Genomic DNA, 13,058 nt, shown 5'->3' with positions numbered 1-13,058 from the left:
CGCCGCACCATGTGCGGCGGGCCCGACGTATATCTCCGGCACGGGCGAGGGCCTGTCGCGGGCGATTCGCCCACGCGGTCACCTGTGTGGCGCCACCCCCGCAGGGGCCGTGCGATTCAGGACACCAACTGGTCGATGCTCCGAGCTGTCAGCCACAGGCCGACGAACAGGGAGAGCGCGACGATCAGCTGCTCCTGGTGTTGCTCCAGCCAGGTCCGCAAGGAGTTCAAGCGGGCGTTCGCGACCGCGGGCGCCCGGATCACGTAGACCTCCATGACGATGAGGCTGAGCGTGGCCAGCAGACAGTAGGCGGTCAGCGCGAGCCAGTCGGCGGTGGTGGAGAGGTCCGCGTCGACGGCCGTCGCGGCGCCGGCGCCGACCAGTGCCCAGGGCTGCAGCAGCCATGCCAGGCCGGCTGCCGTGACCGGGGAGGCGTCGTCGATCCGGGCGGACCAGCGCGGCGGGCCGTGCGGGCGGGGCGGTCGGCGGTGCCGGTGGGCGCCGTACAACACCAGCGCCAGACCGATGGCGAGTCTCGCGGCGATCGCGGCGGTCGAGGGCACGCTGTGACGGGTCGGGGGCTGGCCACCGGTCAGCAGCACCACACAGGCGATCACCGCAATCAGGTTGGCCAGCCACGACAACAGGAACGCCAGGCCCTGGCGGACGCCGCGCCGCGAGGAGAGCAGCAGGATGAAGGCGCTGTTGTGCAACGGCCCCAGGGTGACGGCCATACCGATCACCACCAGGTCGAGGACCATCGGATCAGCCGCTCCTGGGTGTCAGGGCCGTCCGCCACCTGGGGACGGGCGGACCGGTCGGCAGAGTCGGGCGGCGCTGCTGCGGCGCCGCAACCCGACTCTGCAGGCGGCGGCCCGGCCGGTCAAGCAGGCCACGCCCACGTCTTCGCATGCATCGATCCAGGCCCCGGAGCTGTTTTCGACTGCCGCGTGGCAGGACCCGTAGGGGCGAGAAACTTGACGATCTCAAGTATTGCCGTCTACCGTGCTTATTGCTTGAAGTTATCAAGCTTACATGTTCTTAAGTAGTTGGGAATGGGATTCCGTGGCTCAGGCACAGAACAGGGCATCCACGCCGCCCTTCGGACCGACCGACTCCGCGCCCTCCGCCTCCCGCGCGGCCGAGCTCCTGTCCCGGCCCTTCGCGCTCAACGGGCTGACCGTGCCGAACCGCATCGTGATGGCGCCGATGACGCGGCAGTTCTCCCCGGGCGGCGTCCCCGGAGAGGACGTGCGGTCGTACTACGCCCGTCGTGCCGCCGCGGGTGTGGGCCTGATCGTCACCGAGGGGACCTACGTCGGCCACGAGTCGGCCGGGCAGAGTGACCGCGTCCCGCGGTTCCACGGTGAGGAGCAGCTGGCGGGGTGGGCAGAGGTCGCCGACGCCGTTCACGCCGCGGGCGGCGCGATCGTCCCCCAGCTGTGGCACATCGGCATGGTCCGCAGGCAAGGCGACGCTCCCTACGCCGACGCCCCCGCCATCGGCCCCTCCGGCATCCGTGTCGACGGCACCGAGGGCACCGGCAAGGCGATGACCCGGAGCGACCTGGACGACGTCATCGGGGCCTTCGCGGAGGCCGCCGCGGCCGCCGAGCGCATCGGCTTCGACGGTGTCGAACTGCACGGCGCCCACGGCTACCTTCTCGACCAGTTCCTGTGGGCGGGGACGAACCGCCGTACCGACGCCTACGGTGGCGACGCCGTGGCCCGCACGAAGTTCGCGGCCGAGATCGTGGCCGCGGTCCGCGCCACCGTCTCCCCCGAATTCCCGGTGATCTTCCGCTACTCCCAGTGGAAGCAGGAGGCCTACGACGCCAGGCTGGCCGAGACGCCGGAGGAGCTCGAGGCCATCCTGGCACCGCTCGCCGCGGCCGGCGTCGACGCCTTCCACGCCTCCACCCGCCGCTACTGGCTCCCGGAGTTCGAAGACTCGGACCTGAACCTGGCGGGCTGGACCAAGAAGCTCACCGGCAGGCCCGCCATCACCGTCGGCTCGGTCGGCCTCGACGGCGACTTCATCCGCGCGTTCGCGGGCGAAGGCGCCGACGTCGGCAGCATCGACAACCTCCTCGACCGTCTGGAGCGCGACGAGTTCGACCTGGTCGCCGTCGGACGGGCCCTGCTCCAGGACCCGCACTGGGCCGAGAAGGTCCTGGGGGACCGCTCCGAGGAGCTGAAGCCGTACCACCCGGCGGCGCTGCAGACTCTGAGCTAGGCGTATCGCCGCCGACCCCGTCGGCGGGATCGGATCTGCGCGACTTCCGACCATCCCCTACGTATCAGTGGCAGAGGTCATGCCCTCGTAGGTCGAAGGGCACCGGTTCCCACCGGTGCCCTTCCGTCGTTCCGGCTTCGCTCGTCGACCCGGGCTTCATCGGAGACAGGCGCCGGTGGAGGCGTCGTACGACTTGCTGAGGAGTCCCCGGTGGGCCCTGTAGCACTTCGGGATGACCCCGCGCCCGTACCGAGACGGACTTTCCGGCTCGCAGGGAACCTCAGCCTCCCCTCGTCGTCTTGATCACCAAGTTCGGCTGGAGGAGGGTTCTGATGGCAGGTCAGGTATGTGAAGCGGGACGGACGAAGGCGTCCGCGCCGGAGTACCAGGGAGTTCTCGGATCGATGTCGGTCAACGCTCCGTTGGCCGACGTGCTCGCCCGGGGCATCGAGGAGCTGCGGGCGGCGGAGCGAGCCGGTGACCGGCAGGAGGCGGCGCGCTGCGGGCTCGCGGTCGCGGAGGCATGCCGGAGGCTGGGGCGGATCGAGGAGGCCGATCGGGCGTGGAAGGCGAGCTACCGCGCGGCGCGCTCGGCCGGGCACGAGGGTGCGATGGCGTGGGCGCTGTGGAGCGGTGGCACGCTGGCCCGGCAGCGGGGGGCGTTCCCACTGGCGTACCGGCTGCTGCGGCTGGCGGCCGAGATGGGCGAGCGCGGCGGCGACATCGTTGTCCGGGGCTACTCCCTCGCGGGGCTTGCCGAGACGGGGCGCATACAGGGCGATTACGCGGCTGTGGGAAGGCTGCACGAGCAGCTGCTGGCCGAGGCCCGGCGGCGCGGTGAGGCCCGGCATACGGTGTGGGCGCTGGAGGGCATCGCGCAGATGCACCGCAACACCGGGGCCTACGACAAGGCGCTGGCGCTCTTCGAGGAGGCGGCCGAGACGGCGTCGCGCGCCGAGGACCGACGCGGGTGGGCATGGGCGCTGCGAGGGGTCGCCGATGTCGTGTCCGCGCGGGACGGGGACGTGGAACGTGCCCTGTCGCTGCTGTCGCAGGCGGAGGAGGCATGCCTGGAGATGCGGCTGTCCAGCGCGCTCGCCTACAACCACAAGATGCGTGGCAACGTGCTGTACCGGGCGGGCCGGTACGAGGAGGCCCGTGAGCTGTATACGCGGGCTCTTGAGGAGTTCCGCGAGATGGAGGAGCCGCGGGGGACGGCGCTTTCGAGGCTGGGACTGGTCAAGGCGCGGGCCCGGCTGGGCCGGGACGCCGCGCAGAGCGCCGGCGAGCTGGCGGAACTGCGCTCGGTGTTGGACCGCATCGGGCTGCGGCATGCCCGGGAGATGGTGGAGAAGGCCGCGGCGGAGCTGGGCGTGGGTCCACTGCCGGACGAGGCCGGAGTCGGGTCGGGGGCAGGGGATGCGGTGCTGCCGGCGGCCGGGGTGGAGGCGCTGCGGGCGGCCGATGCGGAGGGACTGCGGTGAATACCTCCCTGACAACGACGTCACCGGCGCCGACGCCGTCGACGGCTCCCGCGCCCACCGACTCACGGAGTGCGGCGGCCTGTGCCGTCGCGGCCGCGTCCCATGGCCGCCACAGCACTGTGCCCGGTGTCGTAGCGCGCTGTCGTGAGCTGGTGCGGCCCGCACTGGTGGAGGCGGTGGGGCGCCTGCATCCGTGGACCGGCGAGATGGCGGCGTACGCGCTGGGCTGGAGCGATGCGACCGGCACGCCGGATCCGAGCGGCTCCGAGGGGAAGGGAGTGCGGCAGGCGCTCGCCGTGCTGGGGGCCGAGGCAGTGGGAGCGGACGGGAGCGTCGCCGTCGCGGGCGCGGTGGCCACGGAGCTGGTGCACACCTTCTCCTTGCTCCACGACGACATCATGGACGGCGACGGCCTGCGACGGCAGCGACCGGCGGTATGGAAGGCGTACGGCACCGGCCCGGCCGTCCTGGCCGGCGACGCCCTCCACGCCCTGGCCGTGCAGACCCTCGCCGAGGCGCCGAGCCCCTGGGCAGCGGGCGCGGTCCGGCACCTGTGCGGGACGCTCCACGCGCTGGTGTGCGGGCAGGCGGACGATCTGCGCTTCGAGCAGCGCCCATGGACCGGAACCGGTGCGGTGGAGTTGGAGCAGTACCGGTCGATGGCGGAGCAGAAGACCGGGGCCCTGCTGGGGAGTGCGATCGGGCTCGGGGCGGTGCTCGGCGGTGCTCCTGCCCGGACCGTGTCGGCACTGGAACAGGCCGGGCGTCACCTGGGCATCGCCTTCCAAGCGGTGGACGACCTGCTCGGCATCTGGGGTGACCCGGCGGTGACGGGCAAGCCCGTCCACAGCGACCTGCGGCAGGGCAAGAAGACCTACCCGGTCCTCGCCGCGCTGGCCACGGGCGGAACGGCCGCCCGCGAGCTGGCGACGCTGCTGGATTCTCCCGGGCGACTGCACGGCACGGCAGTGGCACAAGCCGCTGTGCTCGTGGAGGAGGCGGGCGGGCGGACCGCGACCCGTGACGAGGCGCGCCGACACCTGGACGCTGCCCGCCGGGGCCTGAGGGAGGCATCACTCGAGCCTCAAGGCGCCGGGGATCTGGATGCCTTGTTCACGTACGTGCTGGACCGTAGTTGGTGATGAGCCGACACCACATGCGCCGGAAGGGGTGTGCCTGTCGCGCACACCCCGTCGGCCCGGCGCGTGATGCGGTGGGGCATGCGGGAGCGATCGGTGCCTCTCGGCTACGGGGTTCTGGCCCGCTAGAGCTGGTGCCCGAATCCCGCACTGCGCAATGAGGCCCTCGGCGGGGAGCAGGACGGGCCTGGAGGGCGCTGCGGCTAGTGTGTGTGACGGGCTCGGGGGGAAGTCGATCTTTGGGGGACACGTGGGCCGCAGCAGTTTGCCTGTGGAGAACCGGGGCGACATCGACCTCTGTCTCTTCATCGAACCGTACTGCGAGGACTACTGGTTGAAGCCCGGGGAGGCACTCACGGTCCGTTCCGAGGCGGAGGGGATCGATGTCTGGTTCGACACCTCCATCTCGAAGGGCTGCATCACCGTGTGGCTCTACGAGGACGGTGACCCCTACAAGATCGTGGGCGACTACGCCGTCGTCGATGCGAACGGCAATCGCCTGGATTCCGGACATCAAAGGCCCCAGGACCAGCGTTGGTCGGCAGCCGGCCCCATCATCGACTGACGCCGAAGGAGCTACGGGACAGCCGCTTGGGGTGTCTCTCTGTTTCGGCCCCGTCCTGATCGTCAACTGCTCCGGTGCGGTGACGGGCCCGCGTGTATTGGGCGTGTCGGTCGGATCAGGAGGCTGTCGCCCAAAGGATTGTGGCGGCCGGAGGAACGGCCTCGAAGACAACTCCGACCGCGATAGCGAAACGGGACGTGGTGTGGCCAGAAGACGAAGGGCGCGACGGGGTGTCGGCGCTGCGGGTGTGGCGGTAGCCCTCATCTGGGGCTGCGCCGCCGCTGGAGTCGCCCAGCCGTCCGAAGTGACACCGGGTGGCTTCGAGCGGGCGGCCGAACAGGCGGCAGCAGAGTTCGGTGTGCCGAAGGAAGTGCTTCTCGGCGTCAGCTACGAGTCCTCCTGGTGGGAGGGCAACCATGGCCGCCCGAGCACCAAGGGCGGCTACGGCCCGATGCACCTGACAGACACGACGTCCGGGAAGACGTACGCTCACCGCCCGGGCGAAGGGCCGGTGGATGCCACGGGCACCGACGACCCTTCCGAGCACACCCTGCAGGCCGCCGCCGCAATGATCGGCGTCGCACCCCAGACGCTCAAGAGGGACGAACTGCAGAACCTCCGAGGGGGCGCTGCTCTCCTCGCCTCGTATCAACGGCAGATCACCCGTGAGTTCTCGCCGGATCCAGGCAGCTGGTACGGGGCTGTGGCACGGTACGGCCAGGCCGCCGACACCGCGACGGCCGGACAGTTCGCCGACGGCGTGTTCACGGCGATCCGCACCGGTCGGCAGCGTGTGCGCGAGGACGGCCGGACGGTGTCGCTGTCGAAGAGGCCGGACGTCCGTCCGTCGAAGTCACAACTCGCCTCCCTGAGGTTGCGGACGCTTCCCGTAGCGGCGGTGCCGGAGTGCCCCGACGAGCTGAACTGCCGGTTCGCTCCCGCTGCCCCCTCGAACTACCAGGTGTCCGCGCGGAACTCGAACGGCATGGACGTCGACTTCATCGTCATCCATGACCTCGAAGGGTCCTACGACGGGGGAATCAGCTGGTTCCAGAACCCCGTCAGCGGGGTCTCCGCGCATTACGTGATGAAGGCCGACGGCAGTGAGGCGACGCAGATGGTTGCCACCAAGGACATCGCCTTCCACGCCGGAAACTACTGGGTCAACCTGCACAGCGTCGGTATCGAACTGGAGGGGTACGCCGCCCAGGGTCCCACCTGGTTCACCCCCGCCCAGTACAAGGCGACTGCCGCGCTGGTGGTCTACCTCGCAGGGCGCTTCGACGTCCCACTGGACCGCAAGCACATCATCGGACACGACAACGTCCTCCCGCCGAGGCCGGCCCGCGCGCCGGACGCACACTGGGACCCCGGCCCCTACTGGGACTGGGAGAAGTTCATGGCTCTCCTCGATGCCGATGCCCCCCAGAAGCTCGGGACGGAGGGAGGAGCCGGAGGGGAGAGCATCGGGATCGGACAGGCGGTCATGATCGCCCCGGAGTACGGCAAGAACTCGCAGACAGTCACGGTATGCGATCCGAAGTGCCATACCCAGACCCAGCCTTCGAACTTCCTCTACGTCCGCGCGGCGCCCGCCGACGATGCCCCGCTCGTATCCGATCGCGCCCTCCATCCGACCGGGGCGGCGGGAACCAACCGCATCGACGACTGGGGAGCCACCGCGATGTGGGGGCAGGAGTTCGTCGTCGCCGACGTGCGAGGGGACTGGACGGCCATCTGGTTCAGTGGGCAGAAGGGATGGATCCACAACCCTGCGGGCATCCACACCCGCCCCGTCCCGGACGCGCGGATCGTCCGTCCCGCGAGTGGGGCACAGTCTGTCTCGGTCTACACAACGGCTTACCCTCGCGTCGACGAGTACCCCCAGGGAGTGACTGCGTCGGAACAGACGCGGTTCGACATGTACGCGTTCCCCCAAGGGCAGGCGTACGTCGCCGCTCGCACACCGGTGGGCGCCGACGACTTCTTCCCTGCGACACCCACGCGCCCGGAGGTCGTGGTCACTGGGGACCAGAAGTACGACGTGATCCAGTACAACCGCCGTCTTGCCACCGTGAACCACGCGGAAACGCTCCGCTGACACCCGGATCCGCGAGTCCACCTCGGCTCAGCTGGTGAGGTGCCGTCGGACGAAAGGCGTCGTCAGCAGGATGAACAAGGCAAAGGCGAGCAGCCGTTGGAGGCCGGGCTGAGCGGCGAGGCTGCTGTGCTGGATGCCATAGGCCGCGTACCAGTTGGCGGCGAGGTCGGTCGCCATGATGACGCAGGCGAGATCGATGCCTCGACGCTTGCCGCTGATCAGGAACGCGGCTGCGAGCAGGTCGAGGAGTGCCAGCGAGGACCAGTAGAGGTTGAGCCACTTCGGAGCCCAGTCGTACGCCTGAAGGCCGTGGTGGAGAAGGTCGGTGACATGCACGACGGCACCGACGAGGAACAGGCCGGCTGCAGCGACACATACTGCTACCGCACGGAGTGGGGTGCGGTACATCCATGCGATCACGTCTCGGATCGTCCCAGCCGTCGGCGTGTCCCGTCAGGCAGTTGACGGAAGATGATCTCCCTTCGCTGATCGCGGAGGTCAGCCGGACCCCTGCTGGAGCGGACCAGCCACCGTTTCGATGGGCAACGGCGGCCACTTCGGTTCCTTCCGGGTGAGGCGTGCCAGCTCCTCCGGTGGTTCGGTACCGTCCCGAACGGTCGTGACGTATGCCTTTGCTTCCTGCAAGCTCATCCGCGGTGCCTGCTTGCGCAGGTGGTTCATCGCGGCCACGACGCCGGCGGAGTGGACGAGCGCGCGAACATCGGAGGCGAGTGGATCAGGTCGCCTGAGGCCCTTCGTCTGCAGGAGGTACTGCTCCTCCCACCCCTCGTCCTCCCACCCTGCGGCGGGCACGTAGTGGATGCTCCCGTCGTTCCGGTCCACCAGGTAGTGACCGCCGACAAAGCTGCCGCGCGTCTCACGGGCGAGGGCCTGTTCCGCCGAGCGCCAGAAGACGAGCCAGCCGACCGAGCTCTCCTGTACGTGGTAGATGTCCGGCGTGGGCGGGAGCCCACTCCAGGGCCACGTTGGCAGCTCCCTGACCAGGAAGGACTCGATGAGCTCGATGGCGTGTTCCTTGGAGATCACGATCTCATCATTCACCACGGGGCAAGTGGTTTGTCAGGCATACGCCGCCGGCGATGCTCGCCGCTCGAGACGCCCGTCTTTCTATCTCCAACCTGCGTTGTTCCTAGAATGGCCGGGTGAAGGACATCGATGCGATTGCCGTGTTGCAGGATCCGGTGCGGCGCCGTCTGTACGAGTACGTGGCGGCGCAGGGCCGCGAGGTCGGCCGCAATGAGGCTGCCGAGGCGGCCGGGGTGGCGCGTACGCTCGCTGCCCATCATCTGGACAAACTGACTGAGGCCGGGCTGCTGGAGAGCGCGAGTCGCCGTCTGACGGGCCGCTCGGGGCCGGGGGCGGGCCGTCCCGCCAAGGTCTACACGAGGTCGCAAGCGGAGCGGTCCGTGTCGCTGCCCGCTCGCGACTACCGCACCGCCGCCGAGCTGCTCGCCGAGGCCGCCGAGGAGGCCGGGCTGGACGCCGGGCTCTGCGCGGCCGCGCGCAGTCGGGGCGAGGCCCTGCGGGGATCGGCCGCGCCCTGTGGCGGACTCGAAGAGGCCATGGAGATGCTGGCCGCCCGCGGATATGAGCCGCACGTGGAAGCCGTCGGGGGTGTTGAGGGGGTGGACCACGAAGCCGCCCGCGTCGTTCGTATGCGCAACTGCCCCTTCCATGCCGTCGCCGAACGCTTCCCGCCGCTCGTCTGCGGCATGAACCTCGCGTTGTTGGAGGGGCTGCTCGGCGCGGACGGTCCCGTCCGCGCGCGCATGGACGCCCGCCCGGGGGAGTGTTGTGTGGTGGTCGAGACTTCTAAAAACAATGATGATTGACATAGAAAACCGGGCCGTGCTGGGATGAGGCCATGACCGCATCCGTGCATGCCGCGTACCACCTCGCCCAGCTCAACATCGCCACGCTCCGCTACCCCTTCGACGACCCACGCGTGGCGCCCTTCGTCGAGATGCTCGATCCGGTCAACACCGCCGCCGACGGCGCGCCCGGCTTCGTGTGGCGGCTCGTGGAGGAGGGGGCGGCCGACGCCACCGGCCTGCGTCCTGCGGGCGAGGACGTCATCATCAACATGTCCGTGTGGGAGACCCAGGAGGCCCTGTGGGACTTCGCCTACCGCACCGGGCACCTGGAAGTGATGCGGCGCCGCCGCGAATGGTTCGAACGGCACGTCGAGGCCCACATGGTCCTCTGGTGGGTCCCCGCAGGTCACCTCCCCACCGTCGGCGAGGCCCTGGAGCGACTGGAGGACCTGCGGGCGCACGGACCGTCCCCGCGCGCGTTCACCTTCGCGTCCTCCTACACCGCCACCGAGACCGCCCGACACCTTCAGGACGTGCCGCCGGCGCCCTTCACGAGTACCGCGCTTGACGACAGCCCGGGCCGGGGCTGAACTGGATTCATGGACGCTGCGGCGACTCCGTCCCAGGGAGAGCAGCGATGACTACGATGGACACATTCAACCTCCTGCAGCCGTACAAGATCGCCGAGGAGACGTTCGTCATCCCGTGGGCCCTTGAGGCCCCGCCGGTCGGCCACTTCCCGATGAACTCGATGGTGATCCGGGGAGCCGAACCGGTCCTCGTGGACACCGGGGCACCAGCGGTGCGCTCCCAGTGGCTGGAGGCAGCCTGGTCCGTCGTGGATCCCCTGGACGTACGGTGGATCTTCCTCACCCACGACGACCGCGACCACGCCGGCAACCTCCTCGCGGTCCTCGCGGAATGCCCCAACGCGACCCTGCTGACCACATGGTTCTCCGTCGGCCGCATGGCCGAGGAGTGGGAGACTCCCATCAACCGGTGCCGCTTCATGACCGACGGCGACACGATCGACGCGGGCGACCGCACCCTGGTCGCCAAGCGACCGCCCCTGTACGACAACCCCACCACGCGCGCCCTCTTCGACCCGAGGACCAACGTCCTGTGGGCCGTCGACACCTTCGCCACGAACGTGCCGACCCCCATGCCCGAAACAGCGGCGATGTCGCCGGAGGCATTCCGCGACGGCCAGTTCTTCGGCGGACGCCTGGTCTCCCCCTGGGTCGCCCTGCTGGACGCCCAGAAGTTCGGGGCGGTCGTCACCGACTTCCAGCACCTGAACGCCGAGGTCGTCGCCGGCTGCCATTGCCCGGTCCTCCGCGGCCCCCAGATCCCCGAGGCCTACGACCTCCTCCGCCGGCTCCCAGAGATCCCGCCGTGGGCAGAGTTCACCCAGGCCGACCTGGACCAGTGGATGGCGGCTGCCGAGAGCTCGGTTCCGCCGGAGCAGCCGCGGCCGTCGGGGACGTGAGACACGCCCTCAGCCTGATCCGAAAGGGACGCCCTGGCTCCGCGGACGACAGCTGTCGACTCTTCGTTCGCGGCTGCGTACCGAACGAGAGCCGGGCCGAGTTGGCCCTGCCTACTGCCCTCCCTTGGTGGGCACCAGGTCGAAGTGGTCGTCCTGGTACTGGAAGAGGAGGCAGTCCTCTCCCTTCTCGCATCCGCTCAGGTGCGGCTTGTCCGCAGGGAGGCGGTAGTAGGAGCCGGCCGGGTATTCGACGCGCACCCCGTCGATGTCCGCGTAGAAGGTGCCCTTCAGGACGACCGTCGGCAGGTCCTGGCTGTGGACGTGCATCGGATTGTCCTTCCCGGCGGGGAAGGACACGAACGCCTCGTAGCTGCCGCTCCCCGCAAGATCGCCGCGCACGTTCGCGTACTTCACACCACCCGATCCAGGGAGTTCTTTCCATGTGAGGCTGGAGGAGGGGAAGGAGAGGAATGCGGACGAGTCCTTGCTCGCCGCCGGGCCGGCCGACGCAGTAGCCGTCGGGGATGCCGCCGTAGCCGTGCTGTTGCCCTCCTTGCTCCCCTGGCCGTCCTTGGCCTCGGCGCCGGCCGAGCAGGCTGCCAGCAAGGCAACCGAAGTCATGGCAGCCACAACCGCGGTGATGGTCCTTGCCTTGGCGTACATGGATGTCTCCTTACGGGTCGGGTTCTCAGGGCTCACGCCGAAGGAGCGGAAAGCGAATCCGTGGAGCCGTCCACGATTCCCTTCCTCGCTGCGCGGCGAGCCCGGTACGGCCTCCATCGTCAGTTCTGAACTGCCGGGCCGCCATGACGAATCACCTGCAGATCCGGACATGCGACTGCACCGCGGGTCGGCGCGGGGAGGGCAGCCGGCGGTCTCCTCGGAGGGCATGGCTGGCGGCAGTCAGGTACGGGAGTGCTGTGAGCTACGCGGTCGTCACCAAGCCGTGCGACCGGCTCGACCCGCTCCCGGGGGAATCCCTCTCACGAGGGGGAGGACGGCAGCCGTACGGTCTCTGCCCAGGCCGGGGGTTGGGGTGCGTCCTGGCCGATCAGGGCGACGATGAGGCGGCAGGAGACGGGTTCCGGGGGCCAGGGGGTGTACCCGTCCGTGAGGACGACGACGATGTTCGGCGGGTCGGGTGCGGCGAGCGCCGTCTGGATGCCGACGGTCATGTCCGTCCCACCGCCGCCCGCAAGCTCGACCTGGTCCACGGAGGTCACCCTGGCGACGGCGTGGACGTCGGCGTCACAGGCCAGGACGGCGACCCGATTGCCGCCGACCCCCACCTCGCGCAGGACGCCCGACACCTCGGCGAGCGCGGCCGCCAGATCGTCCTCGCCCATCGATCCGGAGGTGTCGACGACTATCGCCACGCGCGGCAACGGCCGGCGCAGGCTGGGCAGTACCACGCGGCCGCCAAGGGCCGGAGTACGGCGCGACGGGCGACGATAGGTGTAGTCGACCGCACCGCCTGCCCAGGCGGCGGCCTCGCGGACGGCGCCGGTCAGCGCCTTGCGCCAGTCGACGGTGGGCTCCAGGACCTCCTCCGCCCAGCGCCGCCAGCCCGCCGGAACCGAACCCCGGGAGCGCTGGTGGGCACGGACGGCCTGGGCGGTCTGGCGGCGGAGGGCCTCGGCCTCCACGGGGCCCACGCCGGCCACTCCGTCACCGCCGCCTTCCCCCAGGTCCCAGGGTGACGGGACGCCGTGCGCGCCGGACCCGCAGTCCACCGGATGGAGAGACGTGGCCGGGATGCCGGGCAGGTACTCCTCGAAGAGCCGGCCCGCGCTCAGCGCGAACAGGCGCGGCTCCATGCGGCCTTCGGGCAACCGCAGTCCGTCGGAGAGCAGGTCGTCGTTGATCTCGCAGTCCTGGGCGATGTTGACCCGCAGGCGGTCGCGCTGGTCGGCCGCGGGCAGCTGGTCGGCCCGCCCGTGGTGGTCGCGCAGGAGGTGCGACGCTTCGTGGATCCACACCCCCGCCAGCTCCTCGATGTCCGTGGCCTCGACGAAAGCGGGGGCGACGTAGCAGCGCCAGTAGCGGTCGACGGCCATGGTGCGTACCTGTCCCGAGGGGACGACCGTCAAGGCGTAGAGGGCGGAGGCGAGGTACGGGCGTGCCTCGGCCGCCTTGTAGCGCGCGGCCAACAGCTTGGCACGGTCGAGCCCGTCGGCCGGCCCTCCGATGGCGGTCATGGGGTGACGCCG

Annotated in this window: 13 protein-coding genes; 8 read left to right on the top strand and 5 right to left on the bottom strand. The window is 70.0% G+C overall.

Features of this window, described 5'->3' with window-relative positions; genetic code table 11:
• Positions 1-116: 116 nt before the first annotated feature.
• Positions 117-761, bottom strand: a complete 645-nt coding sequence (locus tag ACFQ7Q_RS18340; protein WP_383556037.1) for a GAP family protein — start codon at positions 759-761, stop codon at positions 117-119.
• 304 nt (positions 762-1,065) lie between these two features.
• Between ACFQ7Q_RS18340 and ACFQ7Q_RS18335 the strand changes: the two genes are divergently transcribed.
• From ACFQ7Q_RS18335 to ACFQ7Q_RS18315, 5 genes are all read left to right on the top strand, one after another.
• Entirely contained in the window at positions 1,066-2,235 is a 1,170-nt protein-coding gene (locus tag ACFQ7Q_RS18335; protein ID WP_383556034.1) for an NADH:flavin oxidoreductase, read from the top strand.
• A 332-nt stretch (positions 2,236-2,567) separates the two neighbouring features.
• Complete coding sequence (locus ACFQ7Q_RS18330; RefSeq protein WP_383556031.1) at positions 2,568-3,719, top strand: tetratricopeptide repeat protein; 1,152 nt, start codon at positions 2,568-2,570, stop codon at positions 3,717-3,719.
• Positions 3,720-3,871: 152 nt separating this feature from the next.
• The gene (locus ACFQ7Q_RS18325; RefSeq protein ID WP_383556029.1) at positions 3,872-4,861 is read left to right on the top strand and encodes a polyprenyl synthetase family protein; all 990 of its coding nucleotides are present in this window, start codon (positions 3,872-3,874) and stop codon (positions 4,859-4,861) included.
• Between the two features lie 247 nt (positions 4,862-5,108).
• Positions 5,109-5,423 (top strand): hypothetical protein, encoded by a 315-nt coding sequence (locus ACFQ7Q_RS18320; protein ID WP_383556026.1) that lies wholly within the window; start codon positions 5,109-5,111, stop codon positions 5,421-5,423.
• 103 nt (positions 5,424-5,526) lie between these two features.
• The gene (locus ACFQ7Q_RS18315) at positions 5,527-7,524 is read left to right on the top strand and encodes an N-acetylmuramoyl-L-alanine amidase (RefSeq protein ID WP_383556022.1); all 1,998 of its coding nucleotides are present in this window, start codon (positions 5,527-5,529) and stop codon (positions 7,522-7,524) included.
• Between the two features lie 27 nt (positions 7,525-7,551).
• On the opposite strand, the gene ACFQ7Q_RS18310 is transcribed toward ACFQ7Q_RS18315, so the two are convergent.
• Positions 7,552-7,944: a hypothetical protein gene (locus ACFQ7Q_RS18310; RefSeq protein WP_383556019.1), complete on the bottom strand. Its 393-nt coding sequence runs from the start codon at positions 7,942-7,944 to the stop codon at positions 7,552-7,554.
• A gap of 78 nt (positions 7,945-8,022) precedes the next feature.
• A complete protein-coding gene (locus ACFQ7Q_RS18305; protein ID WP_383556016.1) occupies positions 8,023-8,571 on the bottom strand; it encodes a hypothetical protein in 549 nt (182 codons plus the stop codon).
• A 116-nt stretch (positions 8,572-8,687) separates the two neighbouring features.
• On the opposite strand from ACFQ7Q_RS18305, the gene ACFQ7Q_RS18300 reads away from it, so the two are divergent.
• The 3 genes from ACFQ7Q_RS18300 to ACFQ7Q_RS18290 are packed head-to-tail and all read left to right on the top strand — an operon-like array spanning position 8,688 to position 10,848.
• Entirely contained in the window at positions 8,688-9,377 is a 690-nt protein-coding gene (locus ACFQ7Q_RS18300) for a helix-turn-helix transcriptional regulator (protein ID WP_383556013.1), read from the top strand.
• Positions 9,378-9,409: 32 nt separating this feature from the next.
• The gene (locus tag ACFQ7Q_RS18295) at positions 9,410-9,949 is read left to right on the top strand and encodes a DUF3291 domain-containing protein (protein ID WP_383556010.1); all 540 of its coding nucleotides are present in this window, start codon (positions 9,410-9,412) and stop codon (positions 9,947-9,949) included.
• Between the two features lie 47 nt (positions 9,950-9,996).
• On the top strand, positions 9,997-10,848 hold the full coding sequence (locus ACFQ7Q_RS18290) for an MBL fold metallo-hydrolase (protein WP_383556008.1): 852 nt from the start codon (positions 9,997-9,999) through the stop codon (positions 10,846-10,848).
• A gap of 111 nt (positions 10,849-10,959) precedes the next feature.
• Here ACFQ7Q_RS18290 and ACFQ7Q_RS18285 read toward each other — a convergent pair whose 3' ends face one another.
• Together ACFQ7Q_RS18285 and ACFQ7Q_RS18280 are read right to left on the bottom strand one after the other, a co-directional pair.
• Positions 10,960-11,511, bottom strand: a complete 552-nt coding sequence (locus ACFQ7Q_RS18285) for a cupin domain-containing protein (RefSeq protein WP_383556005.1) — start codon at positions 11,509-11,511, stop codon at positions 10,960-10,962.
• Positions 11,512-11,831: 320 nt separating this feature from the next.
• Positions 11,832-13,046 carry a VWA-like domain-containing protein gene (locus tag ACFQ7Q_RS18280; RefSeq protein WP_383556003.1) on the bottom strand — a complete coding sequence of 405 codons (1,215 nt, stop codon included), beginning with the start codon at positions 13,044-13,046 and terminating at the stop codon, positions 11,832-11,834.
• Positions 13,047-13,058: the final 12 nt, after the last annotated feature.

The organism is Streptomyces sp. NPDC056527 (assembly GCF_042794475.1).
Lineage (GTDB): Bacteria > Actinomycetota > Actinomycetes > Streptomycetales > Streptomycetaceae > Streptomyces.
This window is presented reverse-complemented; position numbering and strand designations above follow the sequence as displayed.